The organism is Muricoccus radiodurans (assembly GCF_050154705.1).
In the GTDB taxonomy this organism is placed as follows: domain Bacteria; phylum Pseudomonadota; class Alphaproteobacteria; order Acetobacterales; family Acetobacteraceae; genus Roseomonas; species Roseomonas radiodurans.
The window spans coordinates 2728800-2747457 of record NZ_CP189561.1 but is presented as its reverse complement, the minus strand read 5'-3'; the positions used below and the strand labels follow the sequence as shown (position 1 = coordinate 2747457).

12 protein-coding genes are annotated in these 18658 nt (G+C 71.8%); 2 read left to right on the top strand and 10 right to left on the bottom strand.

Annotation, left to right across the window (positions count from 1 at the left end; all coding sequences use genetic code 11):
- Window positions 1-20: 20 nt before the first annotated feature.
- The 10 genes from ACP6CK_RS13405 to ACP6CK_RS13360 form a co-directional block, all read right to left on the bottom strand.
- On the bottom strand, window positions 21-3899 hold the full coding sequence (locus ACP6CK_RS13405) for an amino acid adenylation domain-containing protein (RefSeq protein WP_426959511.1): 3879 nt from the start codon (window positions 3897-3899) through the stop codon (window positions 21-23).
- On the bottom strand, window positions 3892-4155 hold the full coding sequence (locus tag ACP6CK_RS13400) for a phosphopantetheine-binding protein (protein ID WP_426959510.1): 264 nt from the start codon (window positions 4153-4155) through the stop codon (window positions 3892-3894). The genes ACP6CK_RS13405 and ACP6CK_RS13400 overlap by 8 nt, the downstream gene beginning before the upstream one ends.
- Window positions 4156-4171: 16 nt before the next feature.
- Window positions 4172-5800: a (2,3-dihydroxybenzoyl)adenylate synthase gene (locus tag ACP6CK_RS13395; RefSeq protein WP_426959509.1), complete on the bottom strand. Its 1629-nt coding sequence runs from the start codon at window positions 5798-5800 to the stop codon at window positions 4172-4174.
- A gap of 331 nt (window positions 5801-6131) precedes the next feature.
- Window positions 6132-7334 carry a M20 aminoacylase family protein gene (locus tag ACP6CK_RS13390; RefSeq protein ID WP_426959508.1) on the bottom strand — a complete coding sequence of 401 codons (1203 nt, stop codon included), beginning with the start codon at window positions 7332-7334 and terminating at the stop codon, window positions 6132-6134.
- Between the two features lie 43 nt (window positions 7335-7377).
- On the bottom strand, window positions 7378-8616 hold the full coding sequence (locus tag ACP6CK_RS13385) for an MFS transporter (protein WP_426959507.1): 1239 nt from the start codon (window positions 8614-8616) through the stop codon (window positions 7378-7380).
- Between the two features lie 91 nt (window positions 8617-8707).
- Window positions 8708-9391, bottom strand: a complete 684-nt coding sequence (locus tag ACP6CK_RS13380) for a Fe2+-dependent dioxygenase (RefSeq protein ID WP_426959505.1) — start codon at window positions 9389-9391, stop codon at window positions 8708-8710.
- 86 nt (window positions 9392-9477) lie between these two features.
- Window positions 9478-11718 carry a TonB-dependent receptor gene (locus ACP6CK_RS13375; RefSeq protein WP_426959504.1) on the bottom strand — a complete coding sequence of 747 codons (2241 nt, stop codon included), beginning with the start codon at window positions 11716-11718 and terminating at the stop codon, window positions 9478-9480.
- Window positions 11719-12193: 475 nt separating this feature from the next.
- Window positions 12194-14362, bottom strand: coding sequence for a TonB-dependent siderophore receptor (locus ACP6CK_RS13370; RefSeq protein ID WP_426959503.1), 2169 nt, complete (start codon window positions 14360-14362; stop codon window positions 12194-12196).
- Window positions 14363-14375: 13 nt separating this feature from the next.
- Entirely contained in the window at window positions 14376-15215 is an 840-nt protein-coding gene (gene fhuF, locus ACP6CK_RS13365; RefSeq protein ID WP_426959502.1) for a siderophore-iron reductase FhuF, read from the bottom strand.
- Entirely contained in the window at window positions 15212-16429 is a 1218-nt protein-coding gene (locus ACP6CK_RS13360) for an MFS transporter (RefSeq protein ID WP_426959501.1), read from the bottom strand. The genes fhuF and ACP6CK_RS13360 overlap by 4 nt, the downstream gene beginning before the upstream one ends.
- Before the next feature lie 427 nt (window positions 16430-16856).
- Between ACP6CK_RS13360 and ACP6CK_RS13355 the strand changes: the two genes are divergently transcribed.
- Complete coding sequence (locus ACP6CK_RS13355) at window positions 16857-17687, top strand: alpha/beta fold hydrolase (protein ID WP_426959500.1); 831 nt, start codon at window positions 16857-16859, stop codon at window positions 17685-17687.
- Window positions 17684-18658 (top strand): Bug family tripartite tricarboxylate transporter substrate binding protein, encoded by a 975-nt coding sequence (locus tag ACP6CK_RS13350; RefSeq protein WP_426959499.1) that lies wholly within the window; start codon window positions 17684-17686, stop codon window positions 18656-18658. The genes ACP6CK_RS13355 and ACP6CK_RS13350 overlap by 4 nt, the downstream gene beginning before the upstream one ends.

Sequence of the window (18658 nt, the reverse complement as noted above, 5' to 3'; positions counted from 1 at the left end):
GCGATAGAAGTCGGGGGAGTTCAAACTCCTCGACTTCTTCCGATCCGCTCGCGAAGCGCCGGCGCGATCACCGCGGTGGCCGCGCGGCCCATCATCTCGCCATGCAGCACGGGCACGTCGACGACCTCCAGCCTCGCGGCGTAGGGCGTCCACATCGCTGGGGACAGCCCGCGGCCCGCATGATCCCGCGCGGCCCGGAAGTGCGTGACGGTCCCGTCGTAGCGGCGATGCCGATGGCCGCGCACGAGGCGGTTGTTGCCCTCCACCACGCGCACCACCCCGTCCAGCGCCGCTTCCGGCAGCCGGCCGAGCGGGGTGCCGCCTTCGCGCAGAAAGGCCATCACCGCGCTGCGTTCCATCGGCAGGTCCGGGTGCCCGGTCGGGTCGTGGCCCGCGATCACCAGCAGGGCGCGATAGATGGCGGCGTCGTCCGGCTCGGGTTCCGCGCGCCACGCGTCCGCCGGATAGGCGTCCAGGAGGCAGACACTGCCCACCGCATGGCCGAGCGCGCGAAGCCGCACCGCCATCGCATGGGCGATGATACCGCCAACGGACCAGCCCGCGAGGTGCACCGGTCCGGCCTGGCCGGACGCCAGCACGCGATCCGCGTAGTCGGACGCCAGCGCGTCGAGGCTTGCGGGCGGCGGCACATCGGCGTCCAGCGAAGGCGCCTGGAGGCCGAGCACGCCGTGCTCCGGCGACAGCGCACGGGCGAGATGGCCGTAGCACCAGGCGATCCCGCCGGCTGGATGCACCACGAAAAGCGGTGCGCGGCCCTCGTCGCCCGCGGCGAGGCGGATGAGCGGGCGCAGCCCGTCGTCGCCAGGCGGCATCGACGCGGAATCGAGCAGGGCGGCGAGCCGCGCCACCGTCGGATGCTCGAAGAGGGCGCCGAGCCCGGGATCGCGGCCGAACGCTTCCCGCACGCGGAGCATGAGATCCACGGCGAGGAGGGAGTGGCCGCCCAGGGCGAAGAAGTCGCCTTCCGCATCCACCTCGGGCAGGTCCAGCACCTCCGCGAAGAGGTGGGCGAGACGGCGCTCCGTCTCCGTCTCAGGTGGGCGGCCGGGCCCGCCGCCCATTTCCGGCGCGGGGAGGGCCGCGCGGTCGAGCTTGCCGCTGGTGTTCACCGGCAGCGCATCGAGCGCCACGAAGGCGAAGGGGACCATGTAGTCAGGCACGCGGGCGGCGACATGGGCGCGCAGCGCCGCCGCGTCATAGCCCGGCGCCGGGACGAGATAGGCGACGAGCCGCTTGTCCCCCGGCCGGTCCTCCCGCGCGATCGCGCGGTTCTGCAGAACCATGGGCGAGGCGGCGATTGCCGCCTCGATCTCCCCGAGCTCGATGCGGAAGCCGCGCAGCTTCACCTGCCCGTCGGAGCGTCCGAGATAGAGGATGGCCCCGTCCCCGCGGAACCGGGCGAGGTCGCCCGTGCGGTACATGCGCTCGCCGGGATGGAAGGGGTCGGCGATGAAGGCGCGCTCGGTCAGGTCGGGCCGGCCGAGATACTCGCGCGCGAGCTGCACGCCCGCGATGAAGAGATGCCCGGTGACGCCGGTCGGCACGGGCCGCAGCGCATCGTCCAGCACATAGAGACGCGTGTTCCAGACCGGTCGCCCGATCGGGACCGGGCGGCTGTGATCTCCCTCGGATGCGTTCCAGAAGCTCACATCCACCGCGGCCTCGGTCGGGCCGTAGAGGTTGTGGAGCTCCGCCTGCATCGTGGCGTGGAAGCGGTCCCGCAGATCGGCCGTCAACTCCTCCCCGGAGAGGAAGACCCGCGTCATCGCGAGACCGCGCGCGTCCGGATGCGCGAGGAAGGCCGCGAGCATCGAGGGCACGAAATGCGCCGTCGTGATCCGCTCCTCGCGGATGAGGCGGGCGATCGCGGCCGGATCGCGATGCGCGCCGGGCGGCGCGATCACGAGGCACGCGCCGCAGAGGAGGGGGAGGAAGAACTCCCACACCGAGACGTCGAAGGTGGCGGGTGTCTTCTGGAGAACGCGATCACCGGGCGTGAGGCCGTAATGCTGCCGCATCCACTCCAGCCGGTTGACGATGGCCCGGTGCGTGATGACGGCGCCCTTCGGCTCGCCGGTGGAGCCGGAGGTGTAGATGGCATAGGCGGCGTCGTCAGGTGTGGGACCGGCCGGGGCGGTGCCGTGCCGGGGCCAGGCGGCGGGTGGCAGCACCTCCACTGCCCCGGGCAGCGTGGCGGCTGCCAAGGCAAGGCGCGGCTTCGCGGAGGCGAGGATGCGCGCGAGGCGATCTGCCGGATGGGCAGGGTCCAGCGGCAGGTAGGCCGCGCCGGCGCGGAGGGTGCCGAGAAGGGCGACCACCAGCTCCAGGGACCGGTCGAGCGAAACGGCGACGAGGTCGCCGGTCCCGATTCCGCGCGCCGCAAGGCCCGCCGCCAGGGCGGCGCTGCGCGTGTCGAGCTCGCGATAGGTGAGCGAGCGCCCTTCGAAGGCCAGCGCCTCGGCGCCCGGACGAGCAGCCATCGTCGCCTCGATCAGCGCCACCAGCGTCGTGTCGGGAACGGGATGTGCGGTCGCATTGGCCGTGTGGACCAGCCACTGCGCTTCCTCGGGCGTGGCCGTCGGCACATCCGCCAGCCGCCCGGCCGCGAGGGCCGCGGAGACGAAATGCGCGGCACGGACGGCATGCCCCGCCGCCTCCTCCGCCGTGTAGAGGTTCGGGTTCGCCTCGAGATCCAGCCGCAGGGTTGCGGCACCGGGATCGGTCCGAAGGTCGAAGGTGATGTCGTCCACCGGCCCGGTGCCGAGCAGGTGCAGTTCGCCGGTCAGTCCCGGGAAGGGCGGGATCTCGTGATAGGGCTGGATGTTGACGATGGCGCCGAACAGCCGCCGTCCGGCGCCGACGCGGCCGAGGTCGCGGCGCAACTGCTCGCCGCGATAACGCCCATGGCGCCGCATCCGGGCGAGCTGGGCGACGATCCCCTCCACCGCCTCGCCCAACGGCGCGTCCTCGTCCATCCGGATCCGCAGCGGCAGCACGTTCATCAGCGTGGACGGCACCCGCGCCGCGGCGCTGCCGAAGCGGTTCATGAAGGTGACGCCGACGATCGCCTCCGCCTCGCCCGTCAGGCGCCGGACATAGGCGGCCAGCAGCGCGACGAGCAGGTCCGGCCAGGCGAGATCGTGCGCGGCGGCGACGCGGCGCAGCGCCTCGCCGGTCGCGGCATCGATGGCGGCATGGGCGCGGTGCACGCGGCGTGCCGTGAGCGCGGGCCCCGGTGCGATGCCCGTGACATCGGGCGCATCGGCCATCGCTTTTCGCCAGTAAGCCGCATCGGACTCCCGGCGCGGGGCGGCACGATAGGCGGCGTCCTCCTGCACCGTGGCCGCGAAGGGCGCGAGCGGCGGGCCCGGATCGGTGCCCGTCAGGCGCGCGGCGTAGAGCCCGGCGACGCGGCGGACGAGAAGCTCTGTCCCGTAGCCGTCCAGCACGAGGTGATGCGCGCGCTGATACCAGAGATGATGTTCGCAGGAGAGCCGGTACAGCCGCTCGGCCGCGAGCCCGCCGCGGGCCGGGTCCACGGCGCGGCCCATGTCGCGCGCCATTGCCTCCCGCGCGGCGGCAAGGGGGTCTGTCTGGGATGACAGGTCCACCACCTCCAGCCAGGGGCGCAGCGCGGGATCGAGGCGCTGCACGACGCCATCCGGCCCGTCGCCGATCCGGAGCGCGAGGGAATCCGCCTCCGCCACGGTCCCGTCCACCGCCTCCCGGAACGCCTCCACGTCCAGCCGTCCGCGGAACTCGATGTACTGGCCGGTGTTGAAAACCGGATTCCCGGGATCGAGCCGCTGCGCGAGGAACAGGCCCTCCTGCGCCTCCGTCAGCGGGAAGGCCGCGGCGCCGCCGCGCACATCATCCATGCGCGCGTTTCGCCATCGCCCGCTCCGCCACGGCCCACCAGCCATCCAGCGTCGGCCGCTCCGCCAGTTCGCCGAAGTCGAGCTGCAGCCCGCCCTCGGTCCAGCGCAGCACGAGCGCCATCGCCCGCATGGAATCGAGACCCAGGTCGCTCAAATCGTCGCCGCCCTCGATCTCCTCCGGTCCCATGCGGAGCGCGCGCGCGAGGTCCGCGCGCATCCGCTCCCGCGTCATCGGCGGGTTCATCGCCTCGGCCATGCCGTCATGCTCTCCGTCAGCCCGCGCCTTCCTCGGCCAGGAGCTGGGCGCGCAGGCGGGCGCGCAGCTCCTTGCGGCTGATCTTCCCGACCGCCGTCGTCTCGAAGGAGTCCACCAGCACCACCTGGTCCGGCACCTTGAAGTCGGCGATGCCGCGGGTGCGCATCCAGGCTTTCAGCGCGGCCACGCGCGGCCGCTCGCCGTTCGGGATGACGAAGGCGCAGCTCCGCTCCCCCAGGAACTCGTCGGGGATGGAGACGACCGCCGCGTCGAAGACGTTCGGGTGCGCGAGAAGATGGTCCTCCACCTCCTCGGCGGAGATCTTCTCGCCGGCGCGGTTGATGTGGTCGCCCGCGCGCCCCTGCACGACGAGGTAGCCCTCCGCCGTGCGGCGCACGATGTCGCCGGTGCGGTAATAACCGTCCGGCGTGAAGGAGCGCGCGTTCGCGGCGGGCTCGTTGTGATAGCCGCGAATGGTGTAGGGGCCGCGGGCCAGCAGGTGGCCCGCCTCGCCCTCCGGCACCGGTTCGCCCAGGTCGTCCACGATCAGCACCTCGTCGTCGGGGCTGATGGGGCGGCCCTGGGTCTCCAGCACGATCGCGTCCGGGTCGTCCAGGCGGGTGTAGTTCACGAGCCCCTCGGCCATGCCGAAGACCTGTTGCAGTCGGGCGGGCAGCGCCCCTTGGACGCGACGCGCGGCCTCCGGCGTGAGCTTCGCGCCGCCGACGAGCAGCACCTTCAGGCTGGAGAGATCGTGGCGCGGGGTCGCGGCCGCCTGGCTCCAGAGCAGGGCCAGCGGCGGGACGAGACCGGTGATCGTCACGCCCTCGCGCTCGATCAACGGGAAGGCCGTCTCCGGGCTGGGGTTCGGGCTGAGCACCACGCGCGCGCCGGCGTAGAGGGCGCCCATGTGGCCGGGCGAGCTCATGGGGAAGTTGTGCGCGGCGGGCAGGGCAACGAGGAAGACGCTCTCCGCCGTCACGCCGCAGATCTCGTTGCTGGCGCGGAAGCTGTAGATGTAGTCGTCATGCGTGCGCGGGATGAGCTTCGACAGGCCCGTGGTGCCGCCCGAGATCTGCAGGAAGGCGACGCTGGACGGGTTGGGGTCGCCCGGCAGCGCGGCGCGGTCGCCGTCGAGCGACGCGAAGGGGGCGAACTCCGCGGCGTCGCCCACGATGACGACGTGGCGCAGCCCGGACGCCGCCGCGCGCAGGTCTCGCGCCAGCGTGCGGTAGTCGAAGCCGTCCGGGCCGCGATCGGCCGCGATGTAGGCGGCGGCCTCGGCCTTCGCGACGAAATGCGCGATCTCGGTCAGCCGGTGGGCCGGCAGCGCGTAGACCGGGACCAGCCCCGCCCGGAACAGGCCGAAGACGGCCGGGAAGAACTCCGGGATATTGCCGAGCTGGACGACCACGCGGTCGCCCGGGCGCAGGCCGAGGGCGAGGAAGCCGGCCGCCGCCGCCTCGGCCCGCGCCTGCAGCTCCGCATAGGTCCAGCGCTGGTCGCCGCCGACCACCGCCACGGCATCGGGATGCTCGGCCGCGCGCTGTCGGAGAAAAGCGGGGAAGGTCTCGCCGCGCCAGTAGCCCGCCGCGCGGTAGCGCGCCGTGAACTCGGGGGGCCATTCCTGTCGGAGGGGGATCACGTCCTGTCCTGGCACCGTGCGGCCAGGCCGAGGGGGCCGATGACCCCCGGCCGGGCCGGTTGTTTCTAATAATCATTCTCGATAAGCCGGCTGCCCGGGCGACACAAGGCCGGACAGCGCGGTGTGGCGGATCGGACCGCCCCCAGGCGTGCAGGGCTTCGGCACCGCCCGCGCCGGCCGGGTCAACCGCTCGCGCATCCGTTCCACGGCGATCGGCGTACGAGGCAGGGAGAGCGGCCCACCGCCCGCTCAACGAAGCGGGCTGGGCACCGGCAGGGCGGATCGCCCAGCGCCGCGGGATGGCGGCGAAGCGGGCGTTAGCGGTGCGACGTCACGCGCCGTCCCCGCCCGCCGCGCCCAGCGCATGCGCGACGAGGCTGACCCAGTAGGCGGCACCGATGGGGATCAGCGCGTCGTTGAAGTCGAATTTCGGCGTGTGGACGTGGTGGAAGCTGCCATCCTCCGCGACGCCGTTGCCGACCAGCATGAAGGCGCCGGGGCGCTCCTGCAGCATGTAGGCGAAGTCCTCCCCGGCCGTGATCGGGGGGTAGTCAGCGTCCACCGTCTCGGCGCCGGCCAGGGCGCCAGCGGCGCGGGCGGCCAGCGCGACCTCCTCCGGCGTGTTCACCAGGGCGGGGTAGTCGTGGCGGTACTCGATCTCCGCGGTGCAGCCATGGGCGATGGCGAGAGCCTCGGCCAGTTCGCGCAGGCGGCGGCCCATGATCCCGCGCACTTCCGGCTGGAAGGAGCGGCCGGTGCCGGACACGCGCACCTCGGCAGGGATGACGTTCGGCGCCCGCGCATCGCCGGCCGCGACATGGCCCACGCTGAGCACGCCCGTCTCGCGCGCCGGCAGGTTGCGGCCGATCACCGATTGCAGCGACCCGATGAAGGCGGCCATGGGCTGGGTCGGGTCAGTGGCGCGGTGCGGCACGGCGCCATGCCCGCCCGTGCCGCGGAAGGTGACGGACCACGTGTCCACATTGGCCAGCATCGGGCCGGGACGGATGCCGAAGCGGCCGAGAGCGAGGCCCGGCTCGTTGTGCAGACCGAACACGGCGTCCACGGGGAAGCGCTCGAACAGACCCTCCTCGACCATGCGGCGGCCGCCGCCCAGGCCTTCCTCGGCGGGCTGGAAGATGAAGTGGACGGTGCCGGCGAAGTCCGGGTTCTCCGCCAGGTGCCGGGCGGCGCCGAGCAGCATGGTGGTGTGCCCGTCATGCCCGCAGGCATGCATCACGCCGGGATTGGCGGAGGCGTAGGGCAGGTCCGTCGCCTCCTGGATGGGCAGGGCGTCCATGTCGGCGCGCAGCGCGATGGCGCGCTGTCCCGGACGGCGGCCCTTCAGCGTGCCGATGACGCCCGTGCCGGCCAGCCCTTCCTGCACGGCGAGGCCCCAGTCCCGCAGCCGGGCCGCGACGAGGGCGGCGGTCCGCCGCTCCTCGAAGCCCATCTCGGGGTGGCGGTGGATGTCGTGGCGCAGGGCGACGAGGTCGTCCGCGCGCGCGGAGAGCGCTTCGATCAGGCGTTGCAAGGGAGGGGGTTCCATCGGGCCGTTTCGGAGAGGTCGCAGGATTTCAGGGAACGGGCCGTCCCGCGGCGTCGCCCGGACGGACCGCGGCCGGTGGGCGCAGGACCAGGGACAGGGACGCGGCCAGCAGGATCGCTGCGACAAGGAGGTAGGGCAGGGCGGGGCCGGCCATGTAGAGAAGGCTCCCCGCCACGGGCCCGACCACCATCCCGAGGCCCTGCGCCGCGCCCGCGGCCCCCGCCGCGCCGCCCTGCTCCCCCGGCGTGACGGCGTTCGCGGTCATGGCGGAGAAGCCGGGGAAGACCCAGCCCATCCCGGCCGCGGCGACGAAGTAGCAGGCGCCGAGCATCCAGGCCCGATCCACGAAGAGGACCGAGCCGAAGCCGATCGCCGCGACGAAGGTGCCGATGGCGACCATCCGTTCCGGCGCCAGGCGCAGCCGCGCGGCGAGGGATTGCGAGAGCACGAGTGCGACGCCGACGAACATCAGGGCCGTGCCGGCCGCCCGCGCCGCGTCCTCCGGCCCCAGGCCGAGCCGGTCCAGCGCGTAGAAGCCGACGCTGACCTGGGCGATGGCCACGCTGAACATCGCGGCGAAGCCGATCGCCAGGGGGCGCCGCAGGCGCGGATCGCGGAGCGGAATGGCCTTGCGCGCCGGGCGCTGCTGCGGCGGCTGCCTCGGAACCGTCCACCAGAGGACGAGCAGGGCGATCAGCGGCAGCGCGGCCGTGGCGAGGAGCGGCGCGCTCAGCCCGTAGGGCACCAGCAGCGCCGCGAGGGCCGGTCCGAGGACCAGCCCCGCCCCGCTGCCCGTCCCGAGCATCGCCATCGCCGCGGCCCTCCCCGCCGGCGGTACGCGGTCCGCGATCAGGGCGGAACTGGCCGCGGGGATGGCCGCGTAGGTCCCGCCGACGAGGGCGCGGCCCACCACCAGCCCGAGGAAGGCGAGCGTGGCCGGGAGTTCCCACCGCAGCACGGCATCGATGAAGAGGCACAGCGCCCAGTAGGCGAGGGTGAAGCCTGCCGCCCCGGCCAGCAGCACGGCGCGGCGGCCGTGCCGGTCGCTCGCGGCGCCCCAGGGGCGCGCGCCAAGCATCCAGAGGATGCCGGAGGCGGTGACGGCGGCCCCGGCCTGCCAGGGTTGCAGCCCTGCCACCCGCGCGATCGGCCCGATCAGCGCGACGAAGGCCATCATGGCGAGGCTGCCGGAGAAGGTGGCGGCCATCAGCGGCAGGAGGACCGCGTCTCTCGCCGGTGCGGGGACGGCGTCCTGACGCTCACTCATCACGCATCTCCTTCGGTGTGGACAGGCCGGCGATCCTCATGCAGCGGGCGCCAGATCGGCCACGACAGCGGCCGACCACTCGGTCGCCCGCCTACATCTCCACCCATTGCCGCAGGAGGTTGTGGTAGGAACTCGTCAGCGCCAGCACGCCGGGATGATCGTCCGGCAGGTCCTTGCGGATCTCGATGATTCCCATGTCCAGGTCGTAGAGGAACTGGCGCTTCGCATCCTCCTTCACCATGGACTGGGTCCAGAAGAAGGAGCTCCAGCGGGAGCCGCGCGTCACCGGGGTCACGCTGTGCAGGCTCGTGGCGGGGTAGACCACCATGTCGCCGGCCGGCAGCTTCACCGTGTGCTGGCCATAGGTGTCATGCACCACCAGCTCGCCGCCGTCGTAATCCTCGGGATCGGTCAGGAAGAGCGTCGAGGACACGTCGGTGCGGATGCGCACGCCCGCGCCGGGCACGTGGCGGATGGCATTGTCCACATGGGCGTGGAAGGTCATGCCGACGTCATAGCGGTTGAACAGCGGCGGGAAGACCTTCAGCGGCAGTGCCGCCGTCGCGAACAGGGCACTTCGGCCGAGCGCCCGCATGACGATCTCGCCGAGTTCACGACCCTGCGGAGAGTTCTCGGGCACCTGGAGGTTGAACTTGGCCTTGGCGGATTGCTCGCCGGCGGTGACGCGTCCGTCGATCCAGCCGGCCCCTTCCAGCACGCGGCGGCAATGCGCGACCTCCTCGGGCGTCAGGACGTTCGGGATTCGGATGAGCATGGGGAGAGGTTCCGGCCGACATGATTCGGCGCCGGTTGTCCGTGATGGGCTGGACAGCCGGCGCCGGGCGCGAGGTCGAAGTTAGGCTAGTAGCTGAAGGTGAGGGAAGCCAGGACCGTCCGTCCGGCCGAGATCACGGCGCGGTTGGTGAAGAACTGGTCGTAGTTCCGCCGGTCCGTCAGGTTGTATCCGTTCACCGAGAGGCGGATGTTGTCCGTCAGCCGGTGCGACACGAGGGCATCGAGCGAGAAGTTGTGCGGCACCTCCGCGTTGTTCGCGGCGTTGAGAAAGACGCCGCTGCGCCAGGTGATGCCGCCGCCGACCGTCAGGTTGTAGGGCGTGCTCGCCGCGATCTCGTAGGTCGTCCACAGGGAGGCCGAGTGGCGCGGCACGTACTGGACGCGGTTGCCGACATTCGCCGCCGTGGTGGACCCCGTGATCTCGCTGTCCAGGAAGGCGTAGCGGGCGTTGATCGTCCATTCCGGCAGGACGCGGCCGGTCAGCCCCAGCTCGAAGCCCTGGACGCGCTGGCGGTCGCTCGTCTGGAAGACCGTGCCGTCATCCAGGTTCTCGAGCGCGTTGTCCTTGTCGATCCGGAAGAGCGCGGCGGTGAGGCCGAGCTGGTTGTTCAGCAGGCTTAACTTGGCGCCGATCTCGTAGCTGCGGTTGCGCTCCGGCTGCACGTTGGGGTTCACGGTGCCCGGCAGCGTGGTGAAGTTCACCCCGGCCGGCGTCGTGGAGGTCGAGTAGGTGAAGTAGTAGGTCTGGCTTGGCGTCGGCTCCCAGACGAGGCTCGCCTGCGGGTCGATGAAGCCGTCGGACTCCCGGATGTTGGTGGCGGCCGCCGGAGGCGTCACGGCGGTGTAGTCCAGCCAGTAGCGGGTGTAGCGAAGGCCGCCGATCACGGAGAGCTGCGGGAAGAGCCAGATACGGTCCCTGGCGAAGAAGGCGAGCTGCGTCTCCTCCGTGTTGCGGAAGTTGCTCGCGGCCCCGCGCTCGAACTGGAAGTCATTGTCCGGGGTCCGGATGGCCATCGCGGCGCGGGTGGGGACGGCACCGAAGCCGGTGCGGTCCGTCTCCGCATGGTAGACGTCGATGCCGCCGATCAGCTCGTGGCGCAGAGGGCCGGTGTTGAAGCGCGCGGTCGCCGTGGCGACGTTCTGGATGCCCCAGGTGTCCTCCTCATAGGGGTTGCCGCCGCCGCCGGGGGTGACGGATGGATTCAGGCCGCGCAGGAACTGTCCGGAGCAGCTCGCGTTGAACGCCGCGATGGTGGCGCCGCCGGCGCAGTTGACGATCGAGCGGGCGATGTCGCGATTCACCCAGGAGGTTCGGAAGTCGTTGCTGAGGGTCAGCCAGTCGGTGGCGCGATGGCTCAGCCGCGCGGTCAGCCGGTCCACCCGCACCCGGTCCCTGTCGCTGCGCGTCCCGTACCAGGTGTCGCGGGGAAGGCCGAACTCCGTCGCCGGCCGGCCGACCGCGTTGAACGGCGTGATGATGGGAATGCCGGCGTCGGTGGTCTGGTCGTACTCGTAGTGCAGGTACTCGATGGAGAGGGTGGTGTCGGTGCCCAGGCCGAAGGCGACCGAGGGCGCGACGCCCCAGCGGCGCGAATAATTGTCGTTCCGGTCCACCACGCGCACGTCCTGGCCCATGAGGTTCAGGCGCACCGCCGAGCTCTCGCCGACCTGGACGTTCACGTCGGCCGTGCCGCGCCAGTAGGGGCCCATGCCGCCCGTGAGCGTGCCGCCGTAGTTGTTGCCGAGATGCGGCGTGCGGCTACGGACGTTCACGCCGCCGCCCACCGTGCCCGCGCCGCCCAGCGCGAAGCCCGACGGTCCGAAGAGGACCTGCACGTCCTCGTAGGTGAAGGCATCGCGCGTGTAGGCGCCGAAGTCGCGCAGCCCGTCGACGAAGAGGTCGTTCTGCGCGTTGAAGCCGCGGATGCGGAACTGATCGCCCGAGACACCGCCCCCGCCCTCACCGATGGAGGAGGTGATACCGGGCACGTTGCGGAGCGCCTGATCGAGGGTGGTGACGTTCTGCTCCCGCAGGACCTCCGCCGGGATGACCGCGATGTTCTGCGGCGTGTCCTGGACCGTGCCGGGCAGGCGGTCCACGCCGGTGTCGCGACGCAGCGTGTTGGGCGGGGTGCCGCCCTGCACGGAGATCTCCGGCAGGCGAAGAGCGCCGCCGGTCCCGGCCTGCGGCGCCGCCGGGGTCGGCACGGCTTGTTGGGCGAAGGCGGATTCGGGTGCGATCACGGCCAGGCCGGCCGCGAGAGCGCCCTGGGAAACCACGCCTGCGAGGGACCTGTGCCGTGTCATGTACATCACCCGGAGATGAGAATGCGAATGAGATGCAGATGAACTGATTCTCATCTTTGGCTCAAGGGCGCGGGACGCACTTTCTCACCGGCGGTGATCGGCGTGTGGCGTGCGGAGCACAGTCAGGTCGCTGGCCCCGAAACGCGCGTGAAGCAAGGGGCTTCTGAGTCGCCCCGGTCCTGGCGGCGCAGAGAGGTCCGGTGCGTCCATACGATGCAAACGGATCGCGACGGCCCGTTGGTCAGGCGAGTTGGGGAGGGGCGGTCTTATTCGCCCGCCGACGCGAGGCCGCAGAGAGGGAGATGGCGCGGCGGCCGTGACGCCTCACCATCCTGCTGGTGTCTTCGGCGGGCTCGGTCCTGGTCCGCCCGCCCCGCAGGGTCCGGGCCGCGGCCGGTCGGCACCGGACACGGCCCGAGTCGCTTGCCCGGGTGGACGCCTCACCGAGGACGGTGCGGCATCTCCCGATCGATTCTCACCAGCGATAGACGAGGCTGCCGATCACGGTGCGCCGCGTGCCGTAGAAGCACGCCGTCTCGCTGGAGCAGCGGCCGACATAGCGCGTGTCGGCCAGGTTGCTGACGTTCAGCGCCGCCTGGAACCCCTTCAGGCTCGTGGTGAGCTGGCCGAGATCGTAGCGCACCGCGGCGTCGAACAGCGTCGTGGAGGGCACGACGGCCCGGCTGGTGGCGGAGGCCGAGGTGTTGCCGAGGTAGCGCACGCCGAGGCCAAGCCCGAGGCTGGAGAGCGGGCCCGACCCCTCCCGGAAGGTGTAGTCGCCGTAGAGGCCGGCGGTGAACTTCGCCACGCCCGGCGGACGATTGCCCACCTGCCCCGGCTCGCCCCGGGTGATCTCCGGGTCCAGGTAGGTGAGGTTGCCGACGAGGCTCAGCCCTTCCGTGAGGCTCGCCGTGCCCTCCAGCTCGAGGCCGCGCACCCGGATCTCGCCCAGCGCGGCCTGGAAGAAGGTGTTGTTCGGATCGGTGATGAGGGTGTTGCGCTGCGTCAGGTGGAAGGCGGAGAGCTGGATGAAGCTGTTGATTCCGGGGGGCTGGTACTTGATGCCCACCTCATACTGCTCGCCCTCCAGCGGATCGAAGGGCGCGGCGCTGGCGTTGACGCCGATCTGCGGCTGGAAGGAGCGCGCGTAGCTCGCATAGGGCGCGAGTCCGTTGGCGGCGAGGTAGATCAGCCCGACGCGGCCGGTGAGGGCGCTGTCGTCCTGGCTGGTCCGGGTTCCCGCGACCCGGTTCTCCAGCGTGCTGGGCACCCAGTCATGCCGGATGCTGCCGGTCAGCAGGAAGCGGTCGAACCGGATCTGGTCCTGCGCGTAGAGCCCGTACTGCGACGTCGTCTGGCGCGTGTTGAGGAACGGCGTCGTCAGCGCTGGCAGCGGACTGCCGTAGCTCGGCGTGAAAAGGTCAAGCGACGGGGCGAAGTTGAAGAACTGCGTGTTCCGCAGGTTCACGCGCGAATAATCGAAGCCGGCCAGCACCGTGTGCTGCAGCGGGCCGGTCGAGAACCGGGCCTGGACCTGGTTGTCCACCTGCACCGTGTCCACGTCGATGTCGGCAAGGTAGTTGAAGCGGTTGAGCGAGCGCTGGTCCGCGGTCAGGCCGCCGCCATAAACCTGCCGCCAGTCGATGCCGGTGTGGCTGTAGCGGAAGTTCTGCTGGACGCTCCACACGCTGTCGAAGCGGTGCTCGATCTCGTAGCCGATGCCCCACTGGTCGCGCTCGTAGCGGTCGAAGGCGCGCTCGCCGGTGAAGCGGTCGCGACTGATGCGGCCGAAAGGCGTCGGCACCACCGTGCCGACATAGGGCAGGAACTGGCCGCCGGAGGTACGGTCGTGCTGGTAGTAGGGCAGCAGCGTGACCCGCGTGTTGTCGGTCGGCCGCCAGGTCAGGGCGGGGGCGATGAAGTAGCGGTCGTCGCGGGTCGAATCCACCTGCGTCCGGCTGTCCCGGACGAGGCCCGTGAGGCTGTAGGACCAGACGCCGTTGGCGGTCAGCGGCCCGCTCGAGTAGCCCTGCGCCTGCAGGCGATCGAAGGAGCCGGCGGACAGCCGGACCTCGCCCTGCGGCGTCTGCGTCGGGCGGCGGGAGACCTGGTTGATGAGGCCGCCCGGCGCGATCTGGCCATAGAGCACCGAGGCGGGGCCGCGGAGGATCTCGTAGCGCTCCAGGCCGTAGGTCTCATAGACGCTGCCCGCGAAGCCGGCGTTGTAGCGCAGGCCGTTCAGGAAGATGCCGTTGTCCTGCGCGTCGAAGCCGCGGATCTGCAGCCAGTCCGTGCGGGTGTCGGGGCCGAAGACCTCGGTCCGGACGCCGGCGTTGTAGCGCAGCGCCTCGCCCAGCGTCTGCGCCTGGCGGGCGTCGATCTGGTCGCGCGGCACGACGGAGATGGACTGCGGGTTCTCGATCAGCGGCGTGTCGGTCTTGGTGCCGGTGATCTCGGTGTTCGCCACGAAGCCGCGCACCTGATCGAGCGCCCGCTCCGCCTGGCTCTGCACCTCCACCGAGGGCAATTCCAGCGCTGTTCCCGGCGTGGCCGCCGGCGGCGTTTGCGCCACGGCCGGTACCACGAAGGCGACACTGCTCAGCAGCCACAACAGCCGTGGTACCCGCGGCTCAAAGCCCATCATCTCAATCTTCCGGTTATGCGGCCCCGGCGGACATCCCGCCCAAGGTCACGTCCTTGTGCGAAAGATTATCAGTCTCAGCAAGTAACTTCGTGGCAAGGCGGGGACAGGACGCGCCGGGGCAGCCACGGCACGTCTTCCCCTCCGGCATCTGGCGGAGTAGGCAGCAGACGGCGCGCTGCGGTCCGTCCTGGCCCGGCATCCGGCGGATCAGGCCGCGGACGGGGTTCCGTCCGCCTGATGGCCAGTCGGGGCCCTGCAACAGGGCCGTGAGGTCCTTCGCCAGCGCCGGTGACACCTCGTCACCCAGGCTGCGGGCCACCCAGTCCAGGTAATGCGCGACATTGCCCCAGAGGATTCGCGGGGCCAGTCGCGCGCCGGCCGCCAACCCTTCCACCACCGGTTCCAGGTAGCCGTGCAGGAAGGGCGCGAGCCGCTCCTCCAGCGGAGCCGGACCGGCCGCGGGGCGGCCCGCATCCCGCAGGCCGACCGCGACCGGCAGCCCCGCCTCGTTCAGGACCACCCCGGTCTCCGCCACTCTCCATGGGAGGTGGCGTGGCGCGAGCAGCGCGGTGAGGACGGCCGGCGGGATGACCGCCAAGAACAGATAGCGGGACCAGAAGGAGGTGAGGGGACGGAGCGCCACGCCCAGCCTCGTCCGCCGCAGCGGGGCGAGGAGCGCCTCCAGCCCGCCCGGCTCCACAAGCAGGCGGCCGGGCAGCGCGTCCGGATGCGCGGCGAGCGGCAGGAGGGCCGCGCCGAGCCGTCCCGGCCGGCCGTCTAGGAATTCGAACGGCCGGCCGGCCTCGGGCGGTGCCGGGCGGGCCGGGGCGATGCGGACGGGCGCGGGCGTCACGGCCGGCCGGACCCGGGCGATGCGGCCATCGCGGTCGCCGCCTGGCGGTGATGCAGCGCCGCCGGCACGGCCAGAAGGCTGGCGACGGCGGCGAGCCCGAAGACGCCGGCATAGCCCCCGACCGATCCGGCGATCCAGCCGCCGAGCGAGGCGATGAACAGGCCGAAGAACAGCTCCAGCCCCGTCAGCAGGGCGAGGTCCGTGGCCGCCCGCCGGGGGTCTGCCACGGCCATGAACTGCCCGTGCAGCGCCACGAAGACGAGCGTGCCCGCCGCGAAGACATGGAGCGAGGCCGCCACCGCGAGGGCGGGCGCGAGGCCGAGGCGCCAGAGCGTCACCCCGATCGCGAGGGAGGAAGCCCCACAGACCGCTGATCCCACCGCGAGGGCGCGGGTGGGCCCGAAGCGCTGCACGAGCCAGCCGCCGAGCGCGGCCGAGAGGATCGTGGCCGCCCCGCCCCCGACGCCGCCGATGAGGGCCGTGGTGCCGACCGACAGCCCCGCATCGACTCCCATCGCCCCAACAAGCCCGACTGGCAGGTTCAGCCCGGTGCGCGCCAGCATCAGCAGCCCGAGGGAGCGCCGGATGTCGGGATCGGCCAGCCGGTGCCAGGGAAGGATCAGGGGGGCGGGCGGCGCCGCGTTCTCGCCCCTGTCCACCGGCAGCAGGAAGAGCAGCAGCGTGCCCGCGGCCGACAGCCCTGCCATCGCCGTCGCCATGGCCGGCCAGCCGCCGAGGCCGTGCAGCGCCGCCACCCCGCCGGCCAGCAGCCCGCCGAGCGCGTGGGACCCGGCCTGGGCGCCGTTGGCCCAGCCGCGCATGTCGCCCGGCAGGCGTTCGACCACCCAGGCATCGGCGGCCGCGTTCTGGGTGGCCGCCGACGTGGTGATGCCGAAGGCGAGGGCCATCATCAGCCCGAAATCCCCCAGCGGATTGAGCAGCGCCGCCATCAGGAACAATGGCACCAGGACCGCCTGTGCCGGCAGCATCCAAGAGCGCCGCCGCCCCGTCCGGGTGGAGCCGTAGCGGTCCAGCAGCGGCGCCCAGAGCGGCTTCAGCCCGAAGGGCAGGTAGGCAAGGAAGGTCGTGCCGATCAGGCTGACCGGCGCCCCGGCTTCCCGCAGCGCGGCCGGAAGGGCGATGTAGAAGAAGGCGGAGGAGGTGCCCTGGAGCAGGTAGAGCGCGCAGAGCGTCGCGAGCACGCGGCGGTTCATCGGGCACGTTCTCGCGGAGGAGGTCCATCGGGCGGCAAGGAGGTCTCCGGGCGGCAGGGGCCCCCGAGAAGCTCTCGATCGACTTAATGCGAATGCCTTGCAGATGCAAATATGGCAGAGGCGCTGGTCACGCCTGGGCGTTCCGCTCCCTCGGGACCGACTGCCTCGGCCCGGAATGGCCGCGCCGAGCCTCATCCGTACCGGCCGGTGTGCCGTTGTACCGGTCGGCCCGAGGAGGTCGGGCCGGCCGCCAGGGATCGATGCTCGATCGCGACAGCGTCCGTCTGACAGGTCGGGAGTCCCGCGAAGAGGGTGGGCCGCGCAGCCGCATCCGCGGCGACAACGCCGCCGCCCGCGCTCTACCGGGAGAACTTCATCCCGGTATCATGATCCGATCGGCCGCCCCGGCGGCGCGGAGGAAGCTGTCATGAACCCGCCTATCCGACACCTCGTGCCCACGCGCTTCGGCCAGATCCACCTCCGCGAGGCCGGCCGGGGCCCGGCGATCGCGCTGATGCACATCAACCAGCAATCCTCCGCGCTCTATCTGGAACTGATGGCCGAACTCGCACCGGCCCACCGGGTGGTGGCCATCGACTATCCCAGCCACGGCATGTCCGACCCCATCGCCTTCCAGCCGAGCATCGGGGATTACGCCGAAGTGGTCGTCGCGGTCATGCAGGCCCTCGGCATCTCCCGCTTCACCGCGCTGGGGGAGGCGACGGGCGCCGCGGTCGCGATCGAGCTCGGCGTCTCCCACGCCGACCGGATCGAGGCGGTGGTCCTGCTCAACTGCCCCTATTACCGCGACCGGAAGCAGGCGCACGACGTGCACGCGCCGCTGAAGAACGACCTGCGGCCGGCGGATGCCTCGGGCTTTCCGATGACGCGTACCCTCGACTTCATGCGGGAGAGGGATCCGTCCCACGCGCCGCTGAACCCGGACCAATCCTGGATGGACCGCATCAACCGCGCGCAGATCGAGGCGGGGCGGAACCGCTGGCAGGCCCTGGACGCGCTGAACGCCTACGACATCGGTGCCGGCATGGAGCGGCTGCAGCGCGACACGCTGCTGCTGATGGGGGAGCACTTCCACTACACCGGCCTGATGGACGAGTACCGCCGGCGCCTGCCGCGGCTCGTCGCCGGAGAGGTGGTGAAGGAGGCGCGCTTCTGCATGGGCTGGGAGAAGGCGTCGGAGGTCGGTGCCCGCGTGCGCGCCTTCCTCGCGGATCGCGGGCGGGAGGCGGCGGCGTGAACGGGATCACCCGGCGCGGCGTCGTCGCCGCGCTCGCGTCGCCGGCGCTGCCGGCCTTCGCGCAGGGGGATGACTGGCCCAGCCGTCCCGTGACCGTCATCTCTCCCTATCCGCCGGGCGGCGGCAGCGACATCATCGCGCGGGCGGTGGCGCGGGCGCTCTCCGAGGCGCTCGGCCAGCCCTTCGTGGTGGACAACCGCAGCGGCGCGGCGGGGAGCCTGGGCGCCGCGCAGGTCGCCCGCGCCCGTCCGGACGGTTATACGATGCTCGTCGGCGGCAGCAGCCCGATCGCGGGCAACAAGCTCATCTACCGCAACCTGCCCTACGATCCCGAGCGCGACTTCACGCCCCTGTCCCTGGTGGCCGAGGCGCCGCTGATGATCATCGCGCATCCCCGCCTGCCGGTGCGCACCCTGCCGGAGCTGATCGCCTATGTCCGTGCGCGGCCGGGCGCGGTGGCCTGCGCCAATGCGGGCACCGGATCCAAGGGGCATCTGGCGATCCTCATGCTGTGCAATCAGACGGGGATGGAGCTGAACCACGTCCCCTATCGCGGCACGGGCCCGGCGCAGACGGACCTGCTGGCGGGGACGGTGGAGCTCGGGATCGACACCGCGTCGGTCTACGTCCCTCATGTCCGGCGCGGGGCGCTGCACGGGATCGCGGTCACCTCTACCCGACGCATGGCGCAGCTGCCGGAGGTGCCGACCGTGGCCGAGCAGGGGCAGCCGGGCTACGAGGCGACGGTGTGGTACGGCGCCGTCGCCCCCGCCGGAATTCCCGCCGCCATCCCGCCCCGCATCGCCGCCGTCGTGGATGCCTGGGGCCGCAGCGACGCCGGGCGCACGATGCTGACGGAACTCGGCATGGCCGCGATCGGCGGCACGCCGGAGGATCTCGGCCGCGCGGTGTCGCGGGAGCTGACGATCTGGCGGCCGGTCGTCGAGGCGGCGCAGATGACGCTGGACTGA

What these genes read in the sequence shown, in the direction of transcription:
- ACP6CK_RS13405 (WP_426959511.1), bottom strand. Translation starts at nt 3,899, where the DNA reads ATGGATGATGTGCGCGGCGGCGCCGCGGCCTTCCCGCTGACGGAGGCG.
- ACP6CK_RS13375 (WP_426959504.1), bottom strand. Translation starts at nt 11,718, where the DNA reads ATGACACGGCACAGGTCCCTCGCAGGCGTGGTTTCCCAGGGCGCTCTC.
- ACP6CK_RS13385 (WP_426959507.1), bottom strand. Translation starts at nt 8,616, where the DNA reads ATGAGTGAGCGTCAGGACGCCGTCCCCGCACCGGCGAGAGACGCGGTC.
- ACP6CK_RS13380 (WP_426959505.1), bottom strand. Translation starts at nt 9,391, where the DNA reads ATGCTCATCCGAATCCCGAACGTCCTGACGCCCGAGGAGGTCGCGCAT.
- ACP6CK_RS13355 (WP_426959500.1), top strand. Translation starts at nt 16,857, where the DNA reads ATGAACCCGCCTATCCGACACCTCGTGCCCACGCGCTTCGGCCAGATC.
- ACP6CK_RS13370 (WP_426959503.1), bottom strand. Translation starts at nt 14,362, where the DNA reads ATGATGGGCTTTGAGCCGCGGGTACCACGGCTGTTGTGGCTGCTGAGC.
- ACP6CK_RS13400 (WP_426959510.1), bottom strand. Translation starts at nt 4,155, where the DNA reads ATGGCCGAGGCGATGAACCCGCCGATGACGCGGGAGCGGATGCGCGCG.
- ACP6CK_RS13360 (WP_426959501.1), bottom strand. Translation starts at nt 16,429, where the DNA reads ATGAACCGCCGCGTGCTCGCGACGCTCTGCGCGCTCTACCTGCTCCAG.